Annotated in this window: 17 protein-coding genes; 8 read left to right on the forward strand and 9 right to left on the reverse strand. The window is 41.7% G+C overall.

Going from position 1 to position 25,003, the window contains the following annotated elements:
• Positions 1-39: 39 nt before the first annotated feature.
• Positions 40-939, reverse strand: coding sequence for a diaminopimelate dehydrogenase (locus HMPREF9009_RS11070; protein WP_049702134.1), 900 nt, complete (start codon positions 937-939; stop codon positions 40-42).
• Between the two features lie 218 nt (positions 940-1,157).
• On the opposite strand from HMPREF9009_RS11070, the gene ruvA reads away from it, so the two are divergent.
• Together ruvA and HMPREF9009_RS11080 are read left to right on the forward strand one after the other, a co-directional pair.
• A complete protein-coding gene (ruvA, locus tag HMPREF9009_RS11075) occupies positions 1,158-1,760 on the forward strand; it encodes a Holliday junction branch migration protein RuvA (protein ID WP_004314150.1) in 603 nt (200 codons plus the stop codon).
• 1 nt (position 1,761) lies between these two features.
• Complete coding sequence (locus HMPREF9009_RS11080) at positions 1,762-2,754, forward strand: DUF3843 family protein (RefSeq protein WP_049702135.1); 993 nt, start codon at positions 1,762-1,764, stop codon at positions 2,752-2,754.
• 608 nt (positions 2,755-3,362) lie between these two features.
• On the opposite strand, the gene HMPREF9009_RS11085 is transcribed toward HMPREF9009_RS11080, so the two are convergent.
• On the reverse strand, positions 3,363-4,199 hold the full coding sequence (locus HMPREF9009_RS11085; protein ID WP_049702136.1) for an outer membrane protein assembly factor BamD: 837 nt from the start codon (positions 4,197-4,199) through the stop codon (positions 3,363-3,365).
• A gap of 163 nt (positions 4,200-4,362) precedes the next feature.
• Between HMPREF9009_RS11085 and HMPREF9009_RS11090 the strand changes: the two genes are divergently transcribed.
• Positions 4,363-5,796: a CCA tRNA nucleotidyltransferase gene (locus HMPREF9009_RS11090; RefSeq protein ID WP_049702137.1), complete on the forward strand. Its 1,434-nt coding sequence runs from the start codon at positions 4,363-4,365 to the stop codon at positions 5,794-5,796.
• A 437-nt stretch (positions 5,797-6,233) separates the two neighbouring features.
• Here HMPREF9009_RS11090 and HMPREF9009_RS11095 read toward each other — a convergent pair whose 3' ends face one another.
• From HMPREF9009_RS11095 to HMPREF9009_RS11110, 4 genes are all read right to left on the reverse strand, one after another.
• On the reverse strand, positions 6,234-7,781 hold the full coding sequence (locus HMPREF9009_RS11095; protein WP_049702138.1) for an arylsulfatase: 1,548 nt from the start codon (positions 7,779-7,781) through the stop codon (positions 6,234-6,236).
• 82 nt (positions 7,782-7,863) lie between these two features.
• Positions 7,864-9,027 (reverse strand): M24 family metallopeptidase, encoded by a 1,164-nt coding sequence (locus HMPREF9009_RS11100; protein WP_049702139.1) that lies wholly within the window; start codon positions 9,025-9,027, stop codon positions 7,864-7,866.
• Between the two features lie 232 nt (positions 9,028-9,259).
• Positions 9,260-10,597 carry an NADP-specific glutamate dehydrogenase gene (gene gdhA, locus HMPREF9009_RS11105; RefSeq protein WP_008024724.1) on the reverse strand — a complete coding sequence of 446 codons (1,338 nt, stop codon included), beginning with the start codon at positions 10,595-10,597 and terminating at the stop codon, positions 9,260-9,262.
• Positions 10,598-10,813: 216 nt separating this feature from the next.
• A complete protein-coding gene (locus HMPREF9009_RS11110; protein ID WP_049702140.1) occupies positions 10,814-12,925 on the reverse strand; it encodes a prolyl oligopeptidase family serine peptidase in 2,112 nt (703 codons plus the stop codon).
• Positions 12,926-13,071: 146 nt separating this feature from the next.
• On the opposite strand from HMPREF9009_RS11110, the gene HMPREF9009_RS11115 reads away from it, so the two are divergent.
• From HMPREF9009_RS11115 to HMPREF9009_RS11135, 5 genes are all read left to right on the forward strand, one after another.
• On the forward strand, positions 13,072-14,307 hold the full coding sequence (locus tag HMPREF9009_RS11115; protein ID WP_049702141.1) for an AAA family ATPase: 1,236 nt from the start codon (positions 13,072-13,074) through the stop codon (positions 14,305-14,307).
• A gap of 5 nt (positions 14,308-14,312) precedes the next feature.
• On the forward strand, positions 14,313-14,954 hold the full coding sequence (locus tag HMPREF9009_RS11120) for an HNH endonuclease (RefSeq protein WP_049702142.1): 642 nt from the start codon (positions 14,313-14,315) through the stop codon (positions 14,952-14,954).
• Between the two features lie 4 nt (positions 14,955-14,958).
• The gene (locus HMPREF9009_RS11125) at positions 14,959-17,928 is read left to right on the forward strand and encodes a PEP/pyruvate-binding domain-containing protein (RefSeq protein ID WP_015531471.1); all 2,970 of its coding nucleotides are present in this window, start codon (positions 14,959-14,961) and stop codon (positions 17,926-17,928) included.
• 412 nt (positions 17,929-18,340) lie between these two features.
• A complete protein-coding gene (locus tag HMPREF9009_RS11130; protein ID WP_225449901.1) occupies positions 18,341-19,330 on the forward strand; it encodes a DUF4925 domain-containing protein in 990 nt (329 codons plus the stop codon).
• Between the two features lie 204 nt (positions 19,331-19,534).
• The gene (locus HMPREF9009_RS11135; protein WP_049702143.1) at positions 19,535-20,740 is read left to right on the forward strand and encodes a DUF4925 domain-containing protein; all 1,206 of its coding nucleotides are present in this window, start codon (positions 19,535-19,537) and stop codon (positions 20,738-20,740) included.
• 108 nt (positions 20,741-20,848) lie between these two features.
• On the opposite strand, the gene HMPREF9009_RS11140 is transcribed toward HMPREF9009_RS11135, so the two are convergent.
• From HMPREF9009_RS11140 to HMPREF9009_RS11150, 3 genes are all read right to left on the reverse strand, one after another.
• Positions 20,849-21,634, reverse strand: a complete 786-nt coding sequence (locus HMPREF9009_RS11140; RefSeq protein ID WP_004317272.1) for a porin family protein — start codon at positions 21,632-21,634, stop codon at positions 20,849-20,851.
• 17 nt (positions 21,635-21,651) lie between these two features.
• Positions 21,652-22,791 carry a PCMD domain-containing protein gene (locus HMPREF9009_RS11145; RefSeq protein WP_049702144.1) on the reverse strand — a complete coding sequence of 380 codons (1,140 nt, stop codon included), beginning with the start codon at positions 22,789-22,791 and terminating at the stop codon, positions 21,652-21,654.
• 850 nt (positions 22,792-23,641) lie between these two features.
• Positions 23,642-24,976, reverse strand: a complete 1,335-nt coding sequence (locus HMPREF9009_RS11150) for an NADP-specific glutamate dehydrogenase (RefSeq protein ID WP_049702145.1) — start codon at positions 24,974-24,976, stop codon at positions 23,642-23,644.
• Positions 24,977-25,003: the final 27 nt, after the last annotated feature.

Consider the following 25,003-nt stretch of genomic DNA (forward strand, 5'->3'; position numbering starts at 1 on the left):
CCTTTCTCTATTTAATTTTTATTTTATGTATAAAATATATTATACCAAATGTCCGATCCATTCTTCACGGTCGCCGGGGAGAAGGTCGATAACAGGAATTTCTACCATTGTGTAACATCCCGGCTGTTGCTTCATCGAAGCACGTGCCACACATACCAGCACTTGTGCTGTCAGTGCGGGGTTGTTGATGCGCATATTAAATTCGAACAACTGATTCTGTGTTTTGCCGGATACACCTTTGCGAGTGAGATTTACACCGTGACCCATATCCAATAGAGCGTCTACGCTCGGAACGAGTTTCACGTGTGTTTCATCATTCACGAAGTAAGGATCTGCTTTGATGGCAGCAGCTACTTCTTCAAATTTATATCCGTCTTTCAGTTCGATGTACACCATGCGGCGGTGGATTCCCGTGCCGGTAGGAATAGTCATGGAAAGAGCGGCTTTCACCCCGTCGATAGCTTTTACGGCTACTGTGTGTCCCATGCTCATACCCGGACCGAAGTTGGTGTAAGTGATTCCTTTCGGAGCAATCGCTTCGAGCATGGTGCGCACGATGGAGTCGCTTCCCGGATCCCATCCGGCAGAGATGATCGATACGGCTTTATGTTCTTTGGCGGCAGCATCCAGTGTGCGGCGTAAGTCTACGATACCAGTGTGGATATCGAAACTGTCTACCGTATTAACTCCCATTGCCAGATATTCTTTTGCATATTTCTCAACGCTGCGGGTTGGCGTGCAAAGAATAGCTACGTCTACATCCCCCAACTCTTTTATGTCCTTTACTACTGCATAGTTTGCCAACTCTTCCGGTTTGTTCTCTGCTCCTGCACGACGAACGACTCCGGCTATTTCGAAATCAGGTGCCGCCTGAAGCGCTTCCAGTACATAATGTCCGATGTTACCATAACCAACGATGGCAGCTCTTACTTTTTTCATTCTTTTCTTGGTTTTAATGAACAAATTTCTTTCTTTTGCTTGCAAAAGTAAACAATTTACTACTAACTTTGGTTCATTCGCTTTAATATTTTATTTTTTTTCACTAGCAGGCAATACCGGTCCGCATGAAAGCAAATCAGGGTGTGATGTGCTGCATCGAAAAAACTCTGTGGCCTCTGTGTCCTCTGTGGTGAAATTGTTTTATCTTTGTCCCTGTTATGATAGAATATATTAGAGGCGAACTTGCCGAACTAAGTCCGGCAACCGCAGTGATTGACTGTAACGGGGTGGGATATGCCGCCAATATATCCTTGAATACCTATTCGGCTATTCAGGGAAAGAAAAACTGTAAGCTATATATTCACGAGGCGATTCGGGAAGACGCTTATGTGCTTTACGGATTTGCCGAGAAGCAGGAGCGGGAGATTTTCCTGTTGTTGATTTCCGTCTCCGGAATCGGGGGGAACACGGCACGTATGATTCTCTCGGCGCTCTCACCTGCCGAACTGGTGAACGTAATCAGCACCGAAAACGCGAATATGCTGAAAACGGTGAAAGGTATCGGGCTGAAGACTGCGCAACGGGTGATTGTTGACCTGAAAGATAAGATAAAAACGATGAGTGGGTCTGCCGGCGGAGGTGCTTCCGCAGGTCTGTTGCTGCAACCTGCCAATGCGGAAGTGCAGGAAGAGGCGGTGTCTGCATTAACAATGCTCGGTTTTGCTGCCGCGCCTTCACAGAAGGTGGTGTTGGCTATCTTGAAGGAAGAACCGGATGCTCCGGTAGAAAAGGTTATCAAACTGGCTTTGAAACGTTTGTAGTATGAAACAACAGAAAATTTATATGCAGGCATGGCTGGACGCTCACGGTCGTGCAAAGGTAGTGAATACGGATGAATGGTATCTGGATTTCGCTAATCAGCTATTGCCATTGGTGGCTGAATCTTATATATATGGTGGGAAAGAGATGGAAGAAGACCAGAAGCAAGTGGCTCTGACGTGTGCTTTGTACTTGGAAGATTGCGTGGCAGACGGAGGAAACTGGCGTCAATTTATCCACTGGCATCAGGAAAACTACGGACGTTACCTGCCTTTCTACACGTTGACGGACGAATATCTGCCGGACGAAATCAACCGTGAAGATGTTGTTTTCCTTTTGTGGGCAATCAATTCACCGGTCGGTGATGATTTTGACGGAGTGGAGAACCCGATGGATGCAGATTTGCTGGAGTTTGCAGATGTATTATACAACCGTTTGGATGCTGCGTTCGAATTGGCTCCTATCAGTGATTACCTTGCGACGGATTGGTTGCTGGAAACGGAATTGATGCAAAAGAAGCGAATGCCTTTGCCGATAGCTTTGCCGGGAGAAAAAATGCCTGCCAACGTTGAGCGTTTCCTTGAAGCAAGTAAAGGTGAACCGCTTTTATATTTCGACTCTTACGATGCGCTGAAATTTTTCTTTGTGCAATCATTGAAGTGGGAGGATGAAGAAGATTCTCTGTTGCCTGATTTAAAAGAGTTTGATAACTTCGTGGTTTTCGCCAATCCGAAAGGGTTGTTGATAGGGCCTGATGTGGCCCCATATTTTGCGGACAAACGCAACCCGCTCTACAATGCTGAACTGGCAGAAGAGGAAGCATACGAGCTGTTTTGTGAAGAAGGTTTGTGCCCGTTTGATTTGTTGAAATATGGAATGGAACATGAGCTGTTGCCAGAAGCACAGTTCCCGTTTGAGAATGGAAAAGAACTGTTGCAGGAAAACTGGGATTTTGTGGCTCGCTGGTTTCTGGGCGAATATTACGAAGGAGAATAAGAGGAACAAGAATTAAGGTATAAGTACTGTTTATATAAGTGTTGTCTATGCCAATCAAAAAAAATAACAATCCCTTTGCCGGAAAGACAAAGTCCGCAGCCGGTAAAAAGAAGACAACCGGAAAACGGGTTGGAAAATCAAAACAGGAAAAGGCTAATAATCAATTGAATAGAAGAGTAAAATAAGGATGTGGAGGCTACGCCGTTTTTGCCTACCAGGCAACGCCGTTTTATGATGGCAGACTACGCCTTTTCTCCATACCAGGAAACGCCTTTTCTCCCGCGCAGAGAATAAAGAGGCTTATTATACATTTGACGGGAATAGTTGTCGTTTATGAAAAATAACAACTATTCCCGTCAGTTTTATTGTTGACCGATGGTTTTTTCTGCTAAATAGCTTCTCTTTTGACGGTTTTTAGTTAAATGGGAATATAATTCAGACAGAAGAACAAAAGAACAAAAAATAAAATAGCAGTTCAATAAGCAACAAAAATAATTTTCAAAGCGCAGCCTTTATGTTCTTTTGTTCTTATGTCTAAAAATAAAAAAATCATTTATCTCATTTCCGCACAGATCGTTTTCTTTTTGCCAAATGGAGTTTCCTTTTTATTAATCGGTAATTTCCTCCTGTGCTTTCCGTTCTTTTTTCTTATTGATAAATCCGATTTTCAGGTTAGCTTCCTCTTGTTCTTTTTTAATCTGTTCCATTGCAGAGAGGATTTGCGCTAATTCATAAACATTGGCTGCGGCTAGTCGGTCGGTGGGACTCATCGTTGTTTTATAGGTACGGTCGCCCATATATTCCACACGGATATTTTTGTCTTTATTGAGATGTAGGAATTCGATTACATTACCGTCTTCTCCCAGTTTGTAATCAGCTTTTTCTATTTTCTCGTTCATATCGGTCGTTTCGTAGCTGTCTTTGGAGCTTGGAGTTTCGGCAAAACTGCCGTCAGGAGCAATCACTTTCACTTTGTTGTGGTGGATATTGCCGGCACCGCAATAGATAGAGGTCATACTCATGATGCCTTGCTCGTTCACTTGGAAGCGGAGGTACGAACGGTGCATGTTTTTCTCAATGGTCTGTGTAGGCCAGAGGTAGTTGCCTACTTGTTGATATTCGGCATCTTTTTCTAGTGTGAATTTGTCTTTGATGGCGTTGAATTCTTTCGTTTTTGCCTGAAAGGTGCTATCCAGATAAGCAAGCGTTTTTTGCTGTGCTTTTGTTTCAACATCAAGCATTAGTGCCTGTCCTGCCTTACGTGCTTCGAACGCTTTGGGATACAGAATCTTGATACTGTCAATTTGTAACTTAGCTTCTTCATAGTCGCCACGTTCGTAGGCAGCCTTGGCAACCATCAGTTTTTCATTGGCTTTTTTCTCAAGGCCATTTCCGCAGGCAGCTAATGCCAGCGTACCACAAAAGAGGATAATCAGTTTTTTCATCACAAATTTTATTTACTGGTTCTATTATTTACATGAAGAAGCAGTGTCCGTTTGCCATTCACTGTTCATCGTTCTGTTCTTCATTCACTTTATTAGCGGCAAAAATACAAATATATCCCTTATTTTTGTAATTTTGTCCCCTCAAAACTTATAACTAAAAAGAATGATAGAGTTGACTCAAGAGGAATTGAAGCAGTATTTTAGCGAACCCATCTTCGGACAGATAGCCGAAACGGCCGATGCGCTCGGCATGGAGTGTTATGTGGTAGGTGGCTACGTTCGTGATATTTTTCTGCAACGTCCCTCTAAAGATATAGATGTAGTAGTTGTAGGAAGTGGAATTGCAATGGCAGAAGCCCTTGGAAAACGGTTGGGACGTGGTGCTCATGTCTCTGTTTTCAAGAATTTCGGGACAGCACAAGTAAAATACAGAGGTACGGAAGTAGAGTTTGTAGGTGCGCGTAAGGAGTCTTATCAACGGGATTCGCGCAAACCGATTGTTGAAGACGGTACGCTGGAAGACGATCAGAACCGTCGTGATTTCACGATCAATGCTCTTGCCGTATGTCTCAATAAGGCACGTTTCGGCGAGCTGGTAGACCCGTTCGGAGGCATGGAGGATATGAAGGAAAAGACAATCCGCACTCCGCTCGACCCGGATATCACTTTCAGCGATGATCCTTTGCGCATGATGCGTTGCATCCGTTTTGCTACGCAGCTGGGCTTTTACATTGACGATGATACTTTCGAATCGCTTTGTCGGAATAAGGAACGGATTGAAATTATCTCCCGTGAACGTATTGCGGACGAACTGAATAAGATTATTCTTTCTCCGATTCCCTCAAAAGGTTTTATTGATTTGGAACGTAGCGGTTTGCTGCCGTTGATTTTCCCGGAATTTGCTGCCTTGCAGGGAGTGGAAACACGGAACGGACGTTCGCATAAGGATAATTTTTATCACACATTGGAAGTGCTGGATAATATCAGCAAGAAGACTGATAACCTTTGGTTACGCTGGGCTGCTTTGCTGCATGACATTGCCAAGCCTGTCACGAAACGTTGGGAACCGAAAGCGGGATGGACGTTCCATAACCATAATTTTATCGGTGAAAAGATGATTCCGAATATCTTCCGCAAGATGAAGCTGCCGATGAATGAGAAGATGAAGTACGTGCAGAAGCTGGTTAGCCTGCACATGCGTCCGATTGTTATCGCGGATGATGTGGTGACAGACTCGGCTGTACGCCGTCTGCTCTTTGAAGCGGGAGATGACATTGACGACTTGATGATGCTCTGTGAAGCGGATATTACTTCCAAGAATATGGAACGTAAGCAGCGTTTCCTGAATAACTTCCAGTTGGTTCGACAAAAACTGAAGGATTTGGAGGAGAAAGACCGTGTCCGTAACTTCCAGCCACCCGTGAGTGGAGAAGAAATTATGGAGATTTTCGGTTTGGAACCTTGTCGTGAAGTCGGTGTTCTGAAAAGTGCTATAAAGGATGCTATCTTGGATGGAGTGATTCCGAACGAATATGAGGCTGCTCATGCTTTCATGCTCGAGCGGGCTAAGAAGATGGGGCTGACGCCGGTGCGCTGATAGAAGGACGGAACAGATATATTATAGTATTCAAACACAGGTTTATACGAATCAGTAGTTGAATTGGAGTAAAACTGTACTGAAATGAACTAAATGATAATTTTGCGGGGTGCCCTGAAAGGGCTTAATTATATAGCGTAGGGCAACGCCCTACGTAAAAACGGCAATCTGAATTTGCGCCCTGAAAGGGCATAATTGTATACGGTTCCGCCCTTTCAGGGCTTGTGGCTGATGTGTTTTTTTCGTAGGGCGTTGCCCTACGCTATATAATTAAGCCCTTTCAGGGCACCCCAATAAATATATAATTGTAAGGCTTTCAGCCTAACTGCAAAATTCTCATTTAACTGCTAAATTCCCATTTAATTAAGAACTGTACTGAAATGAATGAAACCTTGCTTTCTAACTGCTGATTACTCATTATTTCTTTATCCGTACGTTTACTGTTTGGGTAGCGTCACCGAGAAATATGGATTGGGCGTATGTTGTTCGAAGATGATAGCTTTCATCTTTTCTACAACGTCCGGATGTTGGAGTGCTATATCAGTATCTTCGTGAATGTCCGTTTTTAAGTTGTAGAGGAACGGTGTTCCTTTTTTTACCACCATCTTCCAATCGTCCATGCGTACGGCAATCTGGTCTGTTTCATCAAATTCCCAATACAGGAAATCATGTTTCTTTTGCTTTTTCTTACCCAGCAGTGTGGGAGCAAAAGAAATCCCATCGAAATAATCGACTTCTTTTTCTTTATTGCCATATTTCTTTTCGTAGTCCTTGATGCCGATCACTTCGCAGAATGTAGGCATTAAATCATAAAAAGCACAGATGTGATCGTTCACTTTACCTGCTGGTATGTGCCCCGGCCAACGCGCGATAAACGGAATACGTATTCCTCCTTCATGACACTGGCGTTTTAATCCGCGCAGCTTTCCGTCTCTGCCGAAGAAAGTAGGGTCGGCTCCGCCTTCTTCGTGAGGGCCGTTGTCACTGGAGAAAATAACCAATGTGTTTTCGTCCAGCCCTTTCTCTTTCAGCTTTTTCAGGACTTCACCCACGTAATAATCCAGCCGGGTAATCATTCCTGCAAATTGAGCATGAGTGTGCGTAATAGCATTGTATCGTGAGCCTTCGCTTCCTTTAAACTCTTTGTCCGGGTTGAATTTGGCTTTGTATTCATTCAGGATGGAATCTTCCGGTTGAACGAGTTCCGCATGAGGTAAGGTGTAAGTCAATATGCCGAAAAACGGTTGTTGGTCGTCTTGTTGGTCCAGCCACTCCAATGCTTTCTGATGAATCATGTCGGCCGAGTATTGCGGACGTTTCTGGTAGTCGGGACCATACATCGGATATTTGATGTTTTCATCCATCACCACCCGCACCACTCCGGTGTCGCCCAACGCTTTACTATAACGGTTCAGGAAATTGGGATAGTAGAGATGAGCCTGAAATTGACAGATGTAACCGTAGTATTCATCTATTTCCCGTTTGTCGGGAGTAGAACGCGAGCCTTCATATCCTCCCGCCCATTTGCCGAACATACCCGTGGTATAGCCATTGTCTTTCATTATTTCCGGTAAGATTACATGGTCGGAATCATAAGGGTGTTGTCCTACTATCGAATATTCTTGGTTTTGCCCATACAACACGATCGGTACATTTTTCCAGTATTCTTTGTTGCCTCGCACCTCGCAGTGGCCTGAATGTTGCCCTGTCATGAATGAAGCTCTGGAAGGCGCGCTGACGGGACTGCCGGCGTATGCCTGTGTAAAACGCATACCTTCATTCGCCATCGTGTCTATATGAGGGGTGCGGATAAATGGTTGACCGTAACAGCCTAAATCTCCATATCCCATGTCATCGCAGAGAATGAAAAGAATATTGGGTGGAGTATTTGATTGGGGCGGTGTAGTGTTTTCCGGTGATTTGTTAGTGGCTGTTGCAGCGCAGGCAACAGTGGACATAAGGGTTAGAATGAAAGGTTGTTTCATTGTTTTTGGGGGTTAAGTGTGTTATTATTAGTAGAAAAAGATGTGTCCGTTCTTTGCCGGACACATCTTTTTCATCATCTGTTTAACTTAATTCAATGATTTCTTCATTGCAGTTCGTCAGCTTTTCTATTCCTTCGTTGGTTACTACCCAAGAGTTTTCAATGCCTACGGGGCCTACACCCGGAATAACGATTTTCGGTTCGAGGGCAAAGACCATGCCCGGTTCTAATTGTTGTTTCATGCGGGGAGCCAATACCGGAGCTTCATTAATTTCGAGTCCGATACCGTGGCCGATAAACTTGGCTTGTTGCCCTGTTCCCATAAATTTGTCGGCAAATCCGGCTTCTTTGGCTATTTCGACAGCTATGTCGTAAAGCACTTCACAAGCAATGCCCGGTTTGGCGATGGAAGCAATTTTTTCCTGAATATCCAAACAAACCTGATGGGCGGTGTAAGCCTCTTCGGGCAGTTTGCCTATTGAGAATACACGGCTCATGTCGTTCATGTAACCGTTGAAGTTGCCTCCCAAGTCCACCATAACGCTCTGACCTTCTTTTAGCGGAGTTTTATTTGCTCCTCCCGGCAAAGCAGGATCAAGGCCCTGTCCACCTAAAGCAAAATCATAAGGCGAGGGGTATCCGGCATTGTCTCCGGTCAGTACGCTACCCATGAATATTTCCATGCTGCGTCCGAATACCCGGAAAATTCCGAGGCAACCTTGCAGACGCATCAGGCGTTCTATTTCAATGGAAAACTCGATGTCCGTCATACCGGGGCGATATACGCTTGGAATCTGCTCGTATGCCTTGGCGTGGGCAATGCCCGAACGGCGGAACATCTCAATTTCTACAGGTGTTTTTACGCTGCGTGCCTGACGAATCAACGGGGTGCCATTTACAACTTCTGCTTCCGGAAACAGGCTGGCCAGACGGCAATATTCCGTATAAGGAAGCTCGTCACCTTCTAACATCAGTTTGGTTGGCATCGGCAATCCTTGTTCTTTCAACAGGTCAAGGATTTGTTCCGGTTTGCGAATCGAGAACGAATGTTCTCCTGTGATATTATTAGGGCGTTTGAAAAACAATAGTGCAGGCGAATGAAGAGGGAGGTAAAGATAGCCACTGACTACACAGCCATACGTGTAAATTAAATTTGCATTACAAGTGATAAGTGCGGCGTCGATGCCCTGTGACACCATCAGACTGCGAATCTTGTCACGGCGAAATTTCAATTCGGGTTGTAGCATTTTTTATTTATTACATGATTATTAATTACAAAACTATCAATGGTAAATTATTAGTTGTGAGTTGTTTATCTGATATAACAAATTCACAAACCATTATTTAACCTATCATGCCACAAAGATAATTAATTCCAGCGAAAATAATGTTAATCTCAAAAAAATAGCGCCACCCGCGTCCTGTCACAGGAGGCGAGCAGCGCAAACCACAAATACAAATACAACTAAACAAAGTCTTCTAAATAACGCCTTGTCCCATCATTGCGTGAGCTACTTTCATAAATCCGGCAATGTTGGCACCCTTCACATAATTAATGTATCCGTCGGGTTCCGTGCCGTACTTCACGCATTGTGCATGGATGCCGTGCATGATTGCATGGAGCTTTTCGTCCACTTCGGCAGCACTCCAGCTTAGGTGCATTGCGTTTTGAGACATTTCCAGACCGGAAGTGGCAACACCGCCTGCGTTGACCGCTTTACCCGGAGCATACATTATCTTATGTTCAATGAAGAGATCGATTGCTTCGGGGGTACATCCCATGTTGGAAATTTCTCCGACGCAAAGTACGTCATTTTTTATGAGATTTTGGGCATCTTCTCCATTTAATTCATTTTGGGTAGCACAAGGAAGCGCGATGTCTGCTTTCACTTCCCACGGGCGCTTGCCTTCTACAAAGGTAGCATTCGGATATTGTTCTGCATAAGGTGCAACAATGTCATTACCCGAAGAACGAAGTTCGAGCATATAGTCTATCTTTTCACCGCTGATACCATCCGGATCGTAGATATATCCGTCCGGGCCGGAAATTGTAATCACCTTGGCACCCAGTTCGGTAGCTTTGGTAGCTGCTCCCCATGCAACGTTGCCGAAGCCAGAGATAGCGACTGTCTTACCTTTTATGTCAATACCTTTTGCTTGTAGCATCTGATTTACAAAATACAGACCACCGAAACCGGTAGCTTCCGGGCGAATCAACGAGCCTCCGAATTCTAATCCCTTACCGGTGAATGTACCTGTAAATTCGCGAGTCAGTTTCTTATACATGCCAAACATATAGCCCACTTCACGTCCGCCTACGCCGATATCACCGGCAGGTACATCCATATCCGGTCCGAGGTGACGCCATAGCTCCAGCATGAAGGCCTGACAGAAACGCATGATTTCGGCATCACTCTTACCGCGCGGAGAGAAATCGGAACCCCCTTTTCCACCACCCATAGGCAGCGTGGTCAGTGCATTTTTGAATGTCTGTTCGAAACCGAGGAATTTCAGAATGGAAAGATTGACGGAAGCATGGAAACGGATACCGCCTTTATAAGGACCGATCGCATTATTGAATTGTACACGATAACCGAGGTTGGTCTGCACCTCGCCTTTGTCATCCACCCACGTCACACGGAAAGTGAAGATACGGTCGGGTTCTACCAATCTTTCTATGATTTTAGCTTTTTCAAATTCAGGATGTTGATTGTATATATCTTCGATAGAAAGAAGAACTTCCTTCACTGCTTGAAGATATTCAGATTCACCGGGATGCTTAGCCTCCAAAGAGGACATGATTTTCTGGATGTTCATGATACTATATTTTAAAAGGTTAATTCTGATAAAATGTCAACTAACTCACTGCAAATATAGGAAAATTTTTCAAAGTTGCTTGTTCTAATGCGGATATTTTGATTAAATAATGATAAAATGTCAATTTCTTCTGCTGAAAAACACAAAGCCCCGCAGCCTGTAATGTAAAATACAGGTTACGGGGCTTGTATGTGTTTATAAATAGGAAGTGCCGCTTTAGAATTTTGGTTTCATTCCTAAATTATACATGATGAATCCGTAAATATCAGCTTGTTCTTCCAGCACTTTAGCCATTGGTTTGCCAGCGCCATGCCCGGCTTTGCTGTCAATACGGATCAGTGTCGGATTGGTACCGTCGTTGTCGGCTTGCAGGGTAGCGGCAAACTTGAATGAGTGGGCAGGGACTACACGGTCGTCATGGTCGGCGGTAGTGACCAGTGTTGCCGGATATTTCGTGCCCGGTTTCAGGTTGTGCAGTGGAGAGTAGCCTTTGAGGTATTCAAACATCTCTTTGCTGTCTTCGCTTGTGCCGTAATCGCTTGCCCAGTTCCAGCCGATAGTGAATTTATGGTAGCGGAGCATATCCATCACACCTACTTGCGGGATCGCTACACGGAACAGGTCGGGACGCTGTGTCATGCAGGCACCTACCAACAGACCACCGTTGGAACCTCCTACAATGGCGATTTTATCTTTATTCGTATATTTCTGGTCGATCAGATATTCGGCAGCAGAGATGAAATCATCGAATACGTTCTGTTTCTGCATTTTAGTTCCGGCTACGTGCCAGTCTTCACCGTATTCACTACCACCGCGCAGGTTTACTTGTGCGTAGATACCCCCATTTTCGAGGAATGGAATGCGCATGGCGCTGAAGCCCGGGTTGAGGCTGATGCCGAAGCCACCGTATCCGTAGAGGAATACAGGGTTTTTGCCGTCTTTCTTCAAATCTTTCTTATAAGTAAGGAACATCGGAATTTTTACGCCGTCTTTGCTGGCGAAGAATACTTGTTCGGTCACAAAATCGTCCGAGTTGAATTGTACTTTCGGGGCACGATATAGTTCGTAGGTATTCTGATCCATGTCGTATTTGTAGGTAGCACCCGGTATGGTGAATGAAGTGAATCCGAAGAAACATTCTTTGTCGTCTTTGTTGCCGCTAAAGCCTACGGAACCGAGTGACGGCAGTTGGATTTCCTGAATTTGTTTACCGTCGAGACCGTAAACGTATGCGTGGTTCGAGGCATCTTTGTCATAAGTAAGGAACAGTTTGCCACCGATCACTTCCGCATTTGAAAGAACAGCTTCCGATTCGGGTACGAGTTCTTTCCAGTCCTCCAGCTTCGGACGGTTGATGTCAGCTACCATGATCCGGTTTTTCGGTGCACCGTAGTTGGTATAAATATAAATCTGGTCGCCGATAACTTCGATTGGGTAATATTGGTAGTCGAGGTCTGTAGTCAGCTGGATGAAGGGTGAATTCGGCTTTTTCAAATCCCGTATAAACAGGTTGTTACCTCTTCCGGCGCCGGATTCCGTCAGGAAGAGAATCCGTTCGTCTTCACTGGTGCTCGATGTATAGAAACGTTTCGGATAAGCAGGATTCTGATAAATCAGTTTATCTTTTGACTGTGGCTCACCGATTTTGTGATAATAGATTTTGTGATTCTCGTTCACGTTGGAGAACTCTTTTCCTTTGGACGGTGCATCATAGGCACTGTAGTAGAAACCGTCTCCCTGCCAGGCAGCACCGGTGAACTTGGCCCATTCGATGTGGTCTTCCAGCAGTTTTCCGCTTTCGGTATCCATTACATAAATTTCAGACCAGTCCGAACCGCTGCGTGAAATACTGTAAGCGGTGTACTTGCCGTCGTTTGAGAAATAAAGACCGGTCAGTGCTACTGTTCCGTCGTCCGATAGTTTGTTCGGATCGAGGAAAACACGCGGTTCGCCGTCCAATGAGTCCTGCACATAGAATACACTCTGGTTCTGCAGACCGTCATTTTTACTGAAATAATACTTTCCATGTTTCTTGATCGGGGCACTGATCTTCTCGTAATCGGCCAGTGTCGTCAATCGTTTCAGAAGGTTTTCGCGGAACGGGATCTGGCTAAGATACTCATTCGTTACTTTGTTTTGTGCTTCTACCCAGGCAGTAGTGGCTGCACTGGTGTCATTTTCCAACCATCTGTAAGGGTCGGGAACTTGTGTGCCGAAGTACACATCTACAGTGTCTACCTTTGCCGTCTCGGGGTAGACCAGCTTTTTTTGTTGGGGAGCGCATGACATCACCATGATTCCACTCATTAATAAAGTTACTTTTTTCATGTGAATAAAAAGTCTTTTTGAATAAACTTAAAGTTACAAATCTACAAAATAATAAGAGATAAACAAGTAAACTTTATAAAGAAGATGATGGAAAATGAGATTTAAAGAATTAACTTTGCAAAAGTAATCATCAAGTATAAAGGACTATGGGTAATTTTATTACGAGTATCAAGGTTAATCATATTTTTCATTTGGAGAACTTTTGTATACCAATCTCTGAAAATGAAAAAAAACATCTGATTATTACGGGAAAGAACGGAAGTGGTAAGACTATTCTGTTGAATGCAATAGTGGAGCATTTAAGTCAGGTTTGTAATGATAAGATGTTGAGTTTCTTAGATTTAAAGAAAAATTTAGAGTCTAATCAAGCATGGTTGCAGCAAGCTGAGACCACTGGTGATTCGAAAAGTATTGCTTCCGGCCAGAATAATGTTGAATATTATAAAAATAGAATTGAAGAATTTTATGGAAAAGTAGAACTTTCATTCCATGATATATACTCCATCTCTAAGGATTTTTTTAGTCAGAACTTTATTATAGCCTACTATGCTGATGAACGTAAGTCTCTTTTTGTAGAACCTAAGAATCCTGTTAAGCCGGATTTGAAGATGAAGACTGATCTGAAACATAATAAAGTAGATCAGTTCTTGAATTTTATGGTTGACTGTAAAGTGCAAGAGGCTTTAGCTCGTAATGAAGGAAAAACAGAGGATGCTGATTATATTCGTCAATGGTTTGTCGGCTTCCGAAATATTCTTCGTCAGATATTTGATGATACAACCTTAGAACTTGATTTCAATTATAAAGATTACTCTTTCCTCATTCAAACACGCGGAAAGTCGTTTAAATTCACCGAACTATCAGCAGGATATTCGGCTGCATTAGACATTGTAGCTGATTTAATTTTAAAAATGCAATCACAGAATAATGTGGTCCGTGCATACGAGAAAGAAGGAATTGTGTTGATTGATGAAATAGAAACGCATCTTCATTTGGAACTACAAAGAGTGATTTTGCCGATATTGACTACTATTTTTCCTAACATACAGTTTGTTGTCACTACTCATTCCCCTTTTATTCTTAATTCTTTAGAGAATGCTGTTGCTTTTGATTTGGAGCATCGTGAACCAATTGAAGACTTAACGGATTATTCTTATGAAGCATTAGCAGAAGGTTACTTTGGTGTTCGTACAGACTCCAGTGAGATTCAAATGCGTTTACAACGGATGGAAGAATTGATTCGTTCCGATCAGCTTTCTATTTCGGATAAAAGTGAGTTGGAAATGTATCTGCAGGATTTTGATAAGATTCCGGAAGCAGTTGCTCCTGCTATTAAAGCTAAATATTATGATCTGAAAAGAGAGTGGCAAAATAAGAATTAATTAAGATGATTAGAATTTGTAAAAATGCAGATAAGCCACAAACTTTAGATAAGAGTTATAATACGGACGAGGTCTGCAAACAATTACTGATGGATCAGAATGATAAATGTTATCTATGCGAACGGCGTTTGACAACTGATTATCAAGTAGAGCATTTTAAATCGCAAGCCAATAATGGAGACTTGAAACAAACATGGGAAAACTTATTTGTAGCTTGTGGATACTGTAACAATAAAAAGTCGAATAAGTATGATGATATCTTAGATCCGACTCAATATGATATCGAAACTATAATAGAACATTCAAATGATTTTGTTAATCAGAAAGCAATATTTGATAGTGATAATAGAACTTCTGAAGTACTTTTAACGATAAAGTTATTGAATTTATTATTTAATGGAAAACTATCTTATAGGAATTGTCGTGAGCAACGATTTTATGATGAATTTATTCAAAAAATGAATTTCTTTTCTTATGTTGTTGATGAATATATGTCAGGTAAGAAAGAATATTATTATCCGGTTATAAAAGAACAGTTGGATATTCGTAGTGAATATTTGGGATTTAAATATGCAATTATTCATAGTAACGATTTGCTGAAACATGATTTTGGAGATATGACGATTTGGAATAAGAAAGGAGAATGACTTTATGCTTAGTAAATATAAATTAAACCAGCTTTACTTCAAAGATACACAGTTCGCCAACCTGATGACAAGGCGAATTTTTAACGTGTTGTTAATCGCCAACCCTTATGACGCTTTTATGCTGGAAGATGACGGGCGCATTGATGAGAAGATTTTCAATGAATACACCTCTTTATCTTTGCGTTATCCGCCTCGTTTCTCGCAGGTATCCACAGAGGAGGAAGCATTGGCGCAGTTGGAAAATATGTCGTTCGACCTGGTGATTTGTATGCCGAGCACGGGGGATAATGACAGTTTTGATATCGGTCGTCATATAAAAGAGAAATATGAGCATATTCCTATCGTGATCCTGACTCCTTTCAGCCATGGTATTACCAAACGGATTATCAATGAAGATTTGAGTGCGTTTGAATATGTGTTCTGTTGGTTGGGCAATACCGACCTGCTGGTGTCTATTATCAAATTGATAGAAGACAAGATGAATCTGGAACACGATGTGCAGGAAGTCGGTGTGCAGTTGATTCTTTTGGTGGAGGATGGCATTCGTTTCTATTCTTCTATTTTGCCGAATCTGTATAAGTTCGTGTTGAAGCAGAGTCAGGAGTTCTCTACTGAAGCCTTGAATGCGCACCAGCGTACACTTCGTATGCGCGGGCGGCCTAAGATTGTACTGGCACGTACGTATCAGGAGGCAATGGAAATTTATCATAAGTATCAAAATAATATATTAGGAGTAATCACCGACGTCCGTTTCCCGAAAGTGGAGCGGGGGGAGAAAGACGGTCTGGCAGGTATCAAGCTGTGTGCCGAGATACGCAAGAACGATCCGTTTGTTCCGTTGATTATCCAGTCGTCCGAATCGGAAAATTCGTCTTATGCCGCTAAGTACGGCGCTAGCTTTATTGATAAGAACTCAAAAAAGATGGATGTCGATTTGCGTCGTATCGTTTCCGATGATTTTGGTTTTGGTGATTTTATATTCCGTAACCCGGCTACCGGGGAAGAGATTGCCCGTGTCCGGAATCTGAAAGAACTGCAAAACATTCTTTTTGCCGTACCTGCGGAGTCTTTCTTATATCATATCAGCCGGAATCATGTGTCGCGTTGGTTCTATTCTCGTGCCATGTTCCCGGTAGCCGAGTTTTTAAAACCGATTACCTGGAATAGTCTTCAAGATGTGGATGCTCACCGGAAAATCATCTTTGAGGCGATTGTGAAGTATCGTAAGATGAAGAACCAGGGAGTCGTGGCTGTGTTTAAGCGAGACCGTTTCGACCGTTATTCTAACTTTGCCCGTATCGGGGATGGTTCTTTGGGCGGAAAAGGGCGTGGACTGGCGTTTATTGATAATATGGTGAAGCGTCATCCGGAGTTTGAAGAGTTTGAGAACGCACGTATTGCTATTCCTAAAACGGTGGTGCTTTGTACGGATGTGTTTGATGAATTTATGGACACTAATAATCTGTATCAGATTGCGCTGTCAGATGCGGATGATGCTACGATTCTGAAATACTTTCTGAAGGCAAAGTTGCCTGACCGCTTGGTGGAGGACTTCTTTACTTTCTTCGATGTAGTGAAATCTCCGATTGCCATCCGTTCCTCATCTTTGCTTGAAGATTCTCATTATCAGCCGTTTGCAGGAATCTATAACACATACATGATTCCTTATCTGGATGATCGGTATGAAATGTTGCGCATGCTTTCGGATGCCATCAAAGGGGTGTATGCATCAGTCTATTTCCGTGACAGCAAAGCGTATATGCAGGCTACTTCGAATGTGATCGATCAGGAAAAGATGGCTGTTATCTTGCAGGAGGTAGTTGGCAATCAATATGGCGACCGTTATTATCCGTCTATGTCGGGTGTGGCTCGTTCACTGAATTATTATCCTTTAGGAGATGAAAAAGCCGAAGAAGGAACGGTTAATCTGGCTTTGGGATTAGGGAAATATATTGTAGACGGTGGTATGACCCTTCGTTTTTCTCCCTATCATCCCAATCAGGTGTTGCAAACCAGTGAAATGGAAATCGCTCTGAAAGAGACCCAGACCCGTTTCTATGCTTTGGATTTAAAAAATGCCGGACATGATTTTTCTATTGACGATGGTTTCAATTTACTGAAACTCCATGTCAAAGAGGCGGAAAACGATGGTGCCCTGCGTTATATTGCCTCTACGTATGATCCGTACGATCAGATTATCCGAGATGGTCTGTATCCTGGGGGGCGCAAGGTGATTACTTTTGCCAATATCCTGCAACATGATGTTTTCCCGTTGGCTCGTATTCTGCAGTTGGTCTTGAAATATGGTGAACAGGAGATGCGCCGTCCGGTTGAAATTGAATTTGCAGCAACGTTAAGTCGCGAACATGATAAATCCGGAACCTTCTATCTGTTACAGATACGTCCTATCGTAGACAGTAAAGAAATGCTGGACGAAGATTTGAACGAGATACCGGATGAAGATGTGATTCTCCGCTCATATAATTCGTTGGGACACGGTATCATGAATGATATTTATGATGTGGTCTATGTAAAAACCGATAATTATAGTGCCTCTAACAATCAGGCAATTGCTTGGGAGATAGAAAAGATCAACCAACAGTTCTTGAATGAAGGAAAGAATTATGTGCTTGTCGGTCCGGGACGTTGGGGAAGCAGTGATACATGGCTCGGTATTCCTGTGAAGTGGCCTCATATCTCGGCTGCCCGTGTGATTGTGGAAGCCGGACTGACCAACTATCGGGTAGATCCCAGTCAAGGAACACATTTCTTTCAGAATCTGACTTCGTTCGGGGTTGGATATTTCACTATCAATGCCTTTATGAATGATGGTGTGTATAATCAGGACTTCCTCAATGCGCAACCTGCGGTGGAAGAAACGAAATATCTTCGTCATGTCCGCTTTGAGAAACCGATGGTGGTCAAGATGGATGGAAAGAAGAAGCAGGGTGTGGTTTTGATGCCGGAGGCTTAAGGTGGAATAGGGGCCAGTTGTAAATCGTGAGAGAGATTTGAGGTGTAGCAACTGCATTTCCCTTGATAACAATTTTATAATATATGGTGTTAGAATGAAAGTGATATCCTTACATGTTCCTACCTATTAAGAAAAACTAACTATTGCTTACGAATAGACTCTATTGATATATTTATATGTGAAATTTGAATGGTAACTTTCCGCTGATTATTAAAAACAGAATATAATCAGCGGAAAGTTTTGTTTTTCATGGTTGATGTTAGATGTATTTCCTTAAAAATAGAACAGAAACATGAAATATAGACCTTGTGGATATCTGAAAATAATAGTTATTTTGCAACCGTTTAAATATTATTATCTGTGTGATGGGAATATCACACAGATGTGTTTATTAATTAAAAGCAGAATAGAAATGAGAAAGAATTTATTTTATTACTTATTTACCGTATTGTGTACAGCAACTTTGTTTATTTCTTGTAGTGATGATGAGGACACTCCCAATCCTGTAAATCCTTTGGTAGGTGTGTATAGCTTGAGTGATTATGAAACAGCAGATTTTGTGGTGGCAGAAGGAGATGACCCTATTAAAAATTTTCCGAAGGCAGGTCCTTTGTATGCAAAATGGGATGCAAAGAAAGAAGATCCGTTTACAGTAGCAGCAAGTGGAATGTTTCGTATGATGGGGGCGACTATGCTTCCTCAGGTGTTGAATACGATTGAGATGAGTGAGGACGGAAATATTATTGCTTCCTATGTGGATAAACCGACTTTGCAGGGTACAGATAAATTGATGAATTGGGCTATGGCGGGACTAATGGGTGGAATGTTTCCAGAAAAATCTGAGATTACTTCATTGGCTGCCACTTCGGGATTTGTGAATTCACCTGCCGGACTTGCTACATGGTCTGAAAGTAATGGTAAAGTAGTAGTAAAACTAAATATTACTAATATTTTGGGTGCTGCTCTTGGAGGTCAGGATGCAAGCAGTTTGGAAACCATCATCAATCAGGTACTGACAGGAGAACCTGCTGTGTTGAAAGAATTATTGAAAAGTTTGTTTCAGATTGATTTGGCGAATGTAACTGATGCTTCTATTCGTCAGTTGCAGGGATGGGCATTAAATGGTATTCCGATGAATAAGAAAGAAGAAAATGGAAAAACTTATTTGTATTTGGATAAATCGGCTTTTGATACTTTTATGACACTCCGTGACACAGGAGAAAAAGATGATTATGGAGAACCAATTATAAAAAACGATTTGCTTTATGTATGGGAGGCGTTGGTTAGTGCTAATTTGATTCCAGCAGAGGCTGCTGGAGCAGTTGCGCTGATACAAATAATTTCAGGTTACTGGAGTGAGACAAAGACCTTTGATATTGGTTTGGATTTGATGAAACAATAATAGCAGGATTTATGCGATAATTAAAAAGGTTGGAAACGTCATTAGTCTTCCAACCTTTTTCGTTTTTAGGTATATTATGGAATGTATTGACAACTATTGATAAAAATAAGATTTGTGTAGGTAAATTAAAATTAGTTACTTTGTAAAATGAATGTTTGGTGAGGAAAATTGTTTATTATTAATCCTTTAGTAAGATAGAAATAAATGAAAAAAGAATTATTTTGCTATTTGACTTTTCTTTTATGCGTGGCAATATGTTTTGTATCTTGTAGCGATAAAGACGAAACTATAGTGTGTCCAATAAAGAATTTCACATTTACAGATGTAAGTGGTTTGGCTTTGACTTATAGTGGGAAGCCTATGTTAGGGAAGAAGGTAGAATTTATTCCGGATGCAGCAGATGCAACCAAAGCCCGATTGATATTGTCAGGAGCCTTGGTGGATTTATCTGATATTTTAGGTTCAGTGGCTATGAATAGCAGAGCCGGTATAACAGATCTGTTGAAGTTTGCGAGTCCGGGAGTTATCCCGGGAGAAAAGACAACTGAACTTCATGTTACTCTGAATATAGATGGTGACATGGTGACTTTTTCCGGAGAAGAGGAGCAGAACGGAGGTATTATTCGGTATAACGGTTCAGCGACAAAGAGCTTTTTGAAATTGGACTTGAACGTGGCATTGCCTGAAAATGGCTTTGCTGATACTTCATGGAATTTGGTGCCACAGAAGAGTGTCGAACCTGTATATTATGTTTGGAAGACTTCAGCAAATCCGATATGGGGGAGTATTTTGGTTAGAGCTATTTTTATCGCTAAAGTGGTTGATAATAAATCAATCCCCCAATTGTTATCAGCTATATTGAAGGAAGTACGTTTCCTGCCCGATGGAAATATACAGGCAGTTTATAAAAATGGTATTGCTGATGCGGAATGGAATGATTCAGATTTGAATTTGGCTATGTATAGAATGGGAGAACAGGAGAATCAGATTAAACTCTTTTTAAATCTGTCGCAAATAATGGATACGACTATGTCAGTTACAACTTTAAGTCGAGCATCGGGAATATCTTCTGTAGACATTAAAGAGTTACTGAAATTGATTCCGATGTTGAGTGAAGGAATTCCTCTTTATTATGAGCAAGATGGAAATGGAGGTATGAAAGTCTATGTTGGAGAAGACGTGTTATTGCCTCTATTGAAAGCTGTAAAACCGTTGTTTGAGGATGAAGAGTTTGTAAACGGACTATTGGAAATGCTAGAGGCTCAAGCTGGTGATATGGCATCTTTAGTTAAAGCTTTGAAGCCAGTATTAAAAAGTCTTCCGAAGGTAATAGATGGTACAACAGAAGTTAAGTTTGGAATAATGTTTACCGCTCTGCAACCATCAGCAGAAACAAATATCTTGAAATAAAGATATAATAATAATTTCCTTTGTACAAAAATAGCATCATAAAAAGGGCAGTCCTCAAAAATGGACTGCCCTTTCTCATGGTGCTATAAAACAGGATGATATTTTTCGTTAGAATGCATACGCAAATCCTATATTCAGATAAATAGGATACATAGCGAAGCTTATCGTTGTGAAGTCTTTTTTGAAAATGTCATTCAATCCCCACGTGAGATCGGCATACACTTTTAGATGCTTGAAAGCCAACCAATCCGCTCCTGCCTGAACTCCCCATTGAAAGTGGCGAAGCTCTTCCGAGAAATCATACTTTGCGCTTTTATCGCCCTCAATTGATACTTTGTCACCAGTGGGATTTTCTTCACGCAGATATCCGTCGTACACATTTCCTGAAAATTCTCTTTCCAATATGTATGATGCATATACACCAGCTTTCATGTGCCAACGGTCGTTTATTTTGTAAGCGGCTAATACTGGCAATGTGAGATATGAATTATTTACATTCGTACTAACTTTTCCTGTCCAATTCCCTTTTAAACGTCCGCCATCGCTAGCAATGATTTCCATATTATAATTCTTTACTGTAGCATCTGTCTTCATCTTGCGGCTTTCCAAGCGAATTCCGGTAACGATACCCCACTTCTTCGTTGGCTCTATCCATTTAGTCATATTTCCTTCCAAACTGATGGCTAATGAAGGATTATAAGAGTTGATAGATCGTATTTCTGCTGGCAAAGGAATAGGAGAAGTTCCGCCGATACTGAATCCGGCTCTAACTTCATACTCCCAACCGTGAAGTGCTGCATTAATTAAGGTTTTGGTCCGGTTGGTCTGTGCAGAGACAGAATACACGCTAATAATTGTAAATATAAAAGCTATATATAGGTTTCTTTGTGTCATATTTTTCTGTTTTTAGGTTATTCTTCACAAACTAATTCTAGGTCATCTACATAAAGAGTGCTCCCTATTGCCCCTTTGAAACGATCTCCGTCTTTACTGGCAGAAAGTACGATGCTTATCTTATACTCTCCGCGTGATAAAGCTTCCATGTCTACTTCTTTTCCATATTTGTTGTAATCGAATGGTATGTTGAACTCGGTCCATTGATCAGTTTCTTTTCTTTCTTTTTCTGGAAGAAGTGCCAATGCTATCATGCGTGGATCTTTGAATTCATTGATGGCTAGATATCCGTCCATAGTACGAAGTGTTTCATCAGTTTTGTAAAAGATGCCATACACAATGAAATTGTCTTTTTGTTCCGGTATTTCGTTTGTACCATCCATATATGTGCTACCTGCCTTGTATTTGTAATATCCTTTCAGACGGAGCGGTTTTTTGTGGAATATTCTTCCGAAAGCGGTTGATTTTAAAGGATCGCTGACAGAAGAATTGAAATTAAACGTTCCGATGAAAAGATTTCCTGCTGCCAAGGGAGCACCAACAAGGCTTCCTAATCCTCCGGTTGATTTAGTTACCAGTTTGGCACATTTACTGTTCTCAATTCCTCCGTTGGCTTGTGATGTGGGGTATTCTGTAGCAGGACTATTTCCAGATACTAGCACATATCCTTGATTGGCACTTGCCCATTCCATAAATTCACCTTTTGCTTTGTTCTCTTCATAGAAAATGTGGTATTTGCTGCTTTTGGAACTCAGTTTATCAAAATGAAACTGCTCGGGGATAATTTGCAAATCATCTGAAATACTGACAGAATAGGTGCGATGCCATTTACCATCGGCTGAGGTAACGGTATAACGTACGGGATGAGTGAAGTCTTGGATACTTCCACTTGCAGGTTCGATAGTGGCACCTTCTGTTAATACAAATTCTGGAGCCAATTGTGTAAGGGTAGCTTTGCTATTTACACTGATATAAAGGGGATAAGCATTTATGGATTCATCGTAAGGTTCGTAATAGTTTGTATTGTCATATTCGAATATTTCTTTGGGTAGAATACATTTTAAAATGTCTGCTTCGGTATTCGGTTCTTCGTTTTGTATGCATGCAGTACTCAACAAAGATAACAGGGTTGTGGCTAATACATTTGTAAATTTCATCTTATATATTATGAATTAGTAAATTATGAGGAGCAAAGATACGGATTTTGAATGAACTTCAGGTGATTTTTGATAAAAAACTCCCGCACTTCCTTTCGGAAGGAGAGGAAAGGAATGATTAAATATTCAATTAATAGGCTCAAGTTTCGTATCTTTTCATAGTATTTGGCTTGTATTTGGTTTTTTGAAGTAGATGAATCAACTGGGAGAAGTACAAGAGTTGAAGAAAATAGGTACTTGTACTGCTGTAATAAAGTACATGGAACAGATGGAAGAAGTACTTAAAATCTGCTTTTTCAGTACTAAAACGCTCCACTAAATATTTATTGTTTATTTCAAAGACATTCAAACCATAGATAATTCATTTGTAAGAATAGCGAATTTAACTGATATTGTAAATAAAGTTCTTAATTATTTTACTATATAAGTGTGAAAAGATAAAGCGCTGTTATACAACAAGATGTGCCATCTGTTTTTTCCTTTAAAACAAACGCCCCGTTTCATTTAAAGGAACGGGGCGTTTCTCGGTGTGCATCGGGGCGTTCCTTTAAAAGGAACGGTGACCCGGTTTTTGCCTATGGACAAAATATAAATATATTTTCTTTTATTCATTCCGAATTTTGCTCATAACGCGGAAGAACACAATGAAGAAATAAGACTCAACTTCAACTAAGTAGCCAAATATGTGTTAAATCCCCAAGAATAATGACTGAGCCCATATTATACCCTTTTGGGTATAAATATAATGTAATTTTTCTGTTTTACACCCTTTAGGGTATAAAAACTCCCGCACTTCCTTTCGGAAGGCGGGAGCCTTTAAATAAACTATAGCTTATATATCTTTCGCTGATTATACGATACCTTGTGCCATCATTGCTTTAGCAACCTTCATGAATCCGGCTACGTTAGCACCCTTCACATAGTTTACGTATCCGTCGGCTTCTGTACCGTACTGAACGCAAGCTTCGTGGATATTCTTCATGATGCTCTTCAGTTTTTCGTCTACTTCTTCAGCGCTCCAGCTCAATTTGATAGAGTTTTGAGTCATTTCAAGACCTGATACTGACACACCACCGGCATTAGCAGCTTTACCCGGAGCGTAAAGGATCTTAGCATCCTGGAACACTTTGATAGCTTCCGGAGTAGAAGGCATGTTAGCTCCTTCAGATACGGCGATACAGCCGTTTGCTACCAGTTGACGAGCGTGGTCGCCATTCAATTCATTTTGAGTAGCAGAAGGAAGAGCGATATCACATTTTTCACCCCAAGGTTTAGCTCCTTCTACATATTTGCAACCATATTTTTCTGCGTATTCACGGATACGACCACGGTACAGATTCTTCAGTTCCATGATGTAGTCCAGTTTTTCGCGGTCGATACCATCCGGATCGTAGATATAACCGTCAGAGTCAGAGCAAGTAACTACTTTACCACCCAGTTCGATTACTTTTTCGATTGTATATTGAGCAACGTTACCAGAACCGGAAACCAGACAAACTTTACCTTTCAGGTCAGTGCCTTTTGTTTTCAGCATTTCCATCAGGAAGTAGATGTTACCATAACCGGTAGCTTCCGGACGAATCAGTGAACCACCGAATTCGCGGCCTTTACCTGTGAATGTTCCGGTAAATTCATGAGCCAGTTTTTTATACATACCGAACATGAAACCTACTTCACGGCCACCAACACCGATGTCACCAGCAGGAACGTCAGTTTCAGGACCGATGTGACGCCACAGTTCCAGCATGAATGCTTGTACGAAGCGCATTACTTCGGCATTTGACTTTCCACGAGGAGAGAAGTCGGAACCACCTTTACCACCACCCATCGGCAGCGTAGTCAGTGAGTTTTTGAATGTTTGTTCAAAGGCAAGGAACTTCAAGATAGAAAGGTTTACAGATGCATGGAAACGGATACCGCCTTTGTAAGGACCGATCGCGTTGTTGTGCTGAACACGGTAACCCATGTTGGTCTGAATATTACCTTTATCATCCATCCAAGTCACGCGGAACTGATATACTCTATCAGGAATACACAAACGTTCGATCAAGTTTACTTTATCAAACTCCGGGTGTGTGTTGTATTCTTCTTCAATAGTAGAAAGTACTTCTTCTACTGCTTGATGATACTCCGGTTCATTGGGAAATCTTCTTTTCAGATCGTCTAATACCTTTGCTGCATTCATAATCTTTTTTTCTTTAATTGGTTGATA

It is taken from the genome of Bacteroides sp. 3_1_13 (assembly GCF_001185845.1).
Lineage (GTDB): Bacteria > Bacteroidota > Bacteroidia > Bacteroidales > Bacteroidaceae > Bacteroides > Bacteroides xylanisolvens.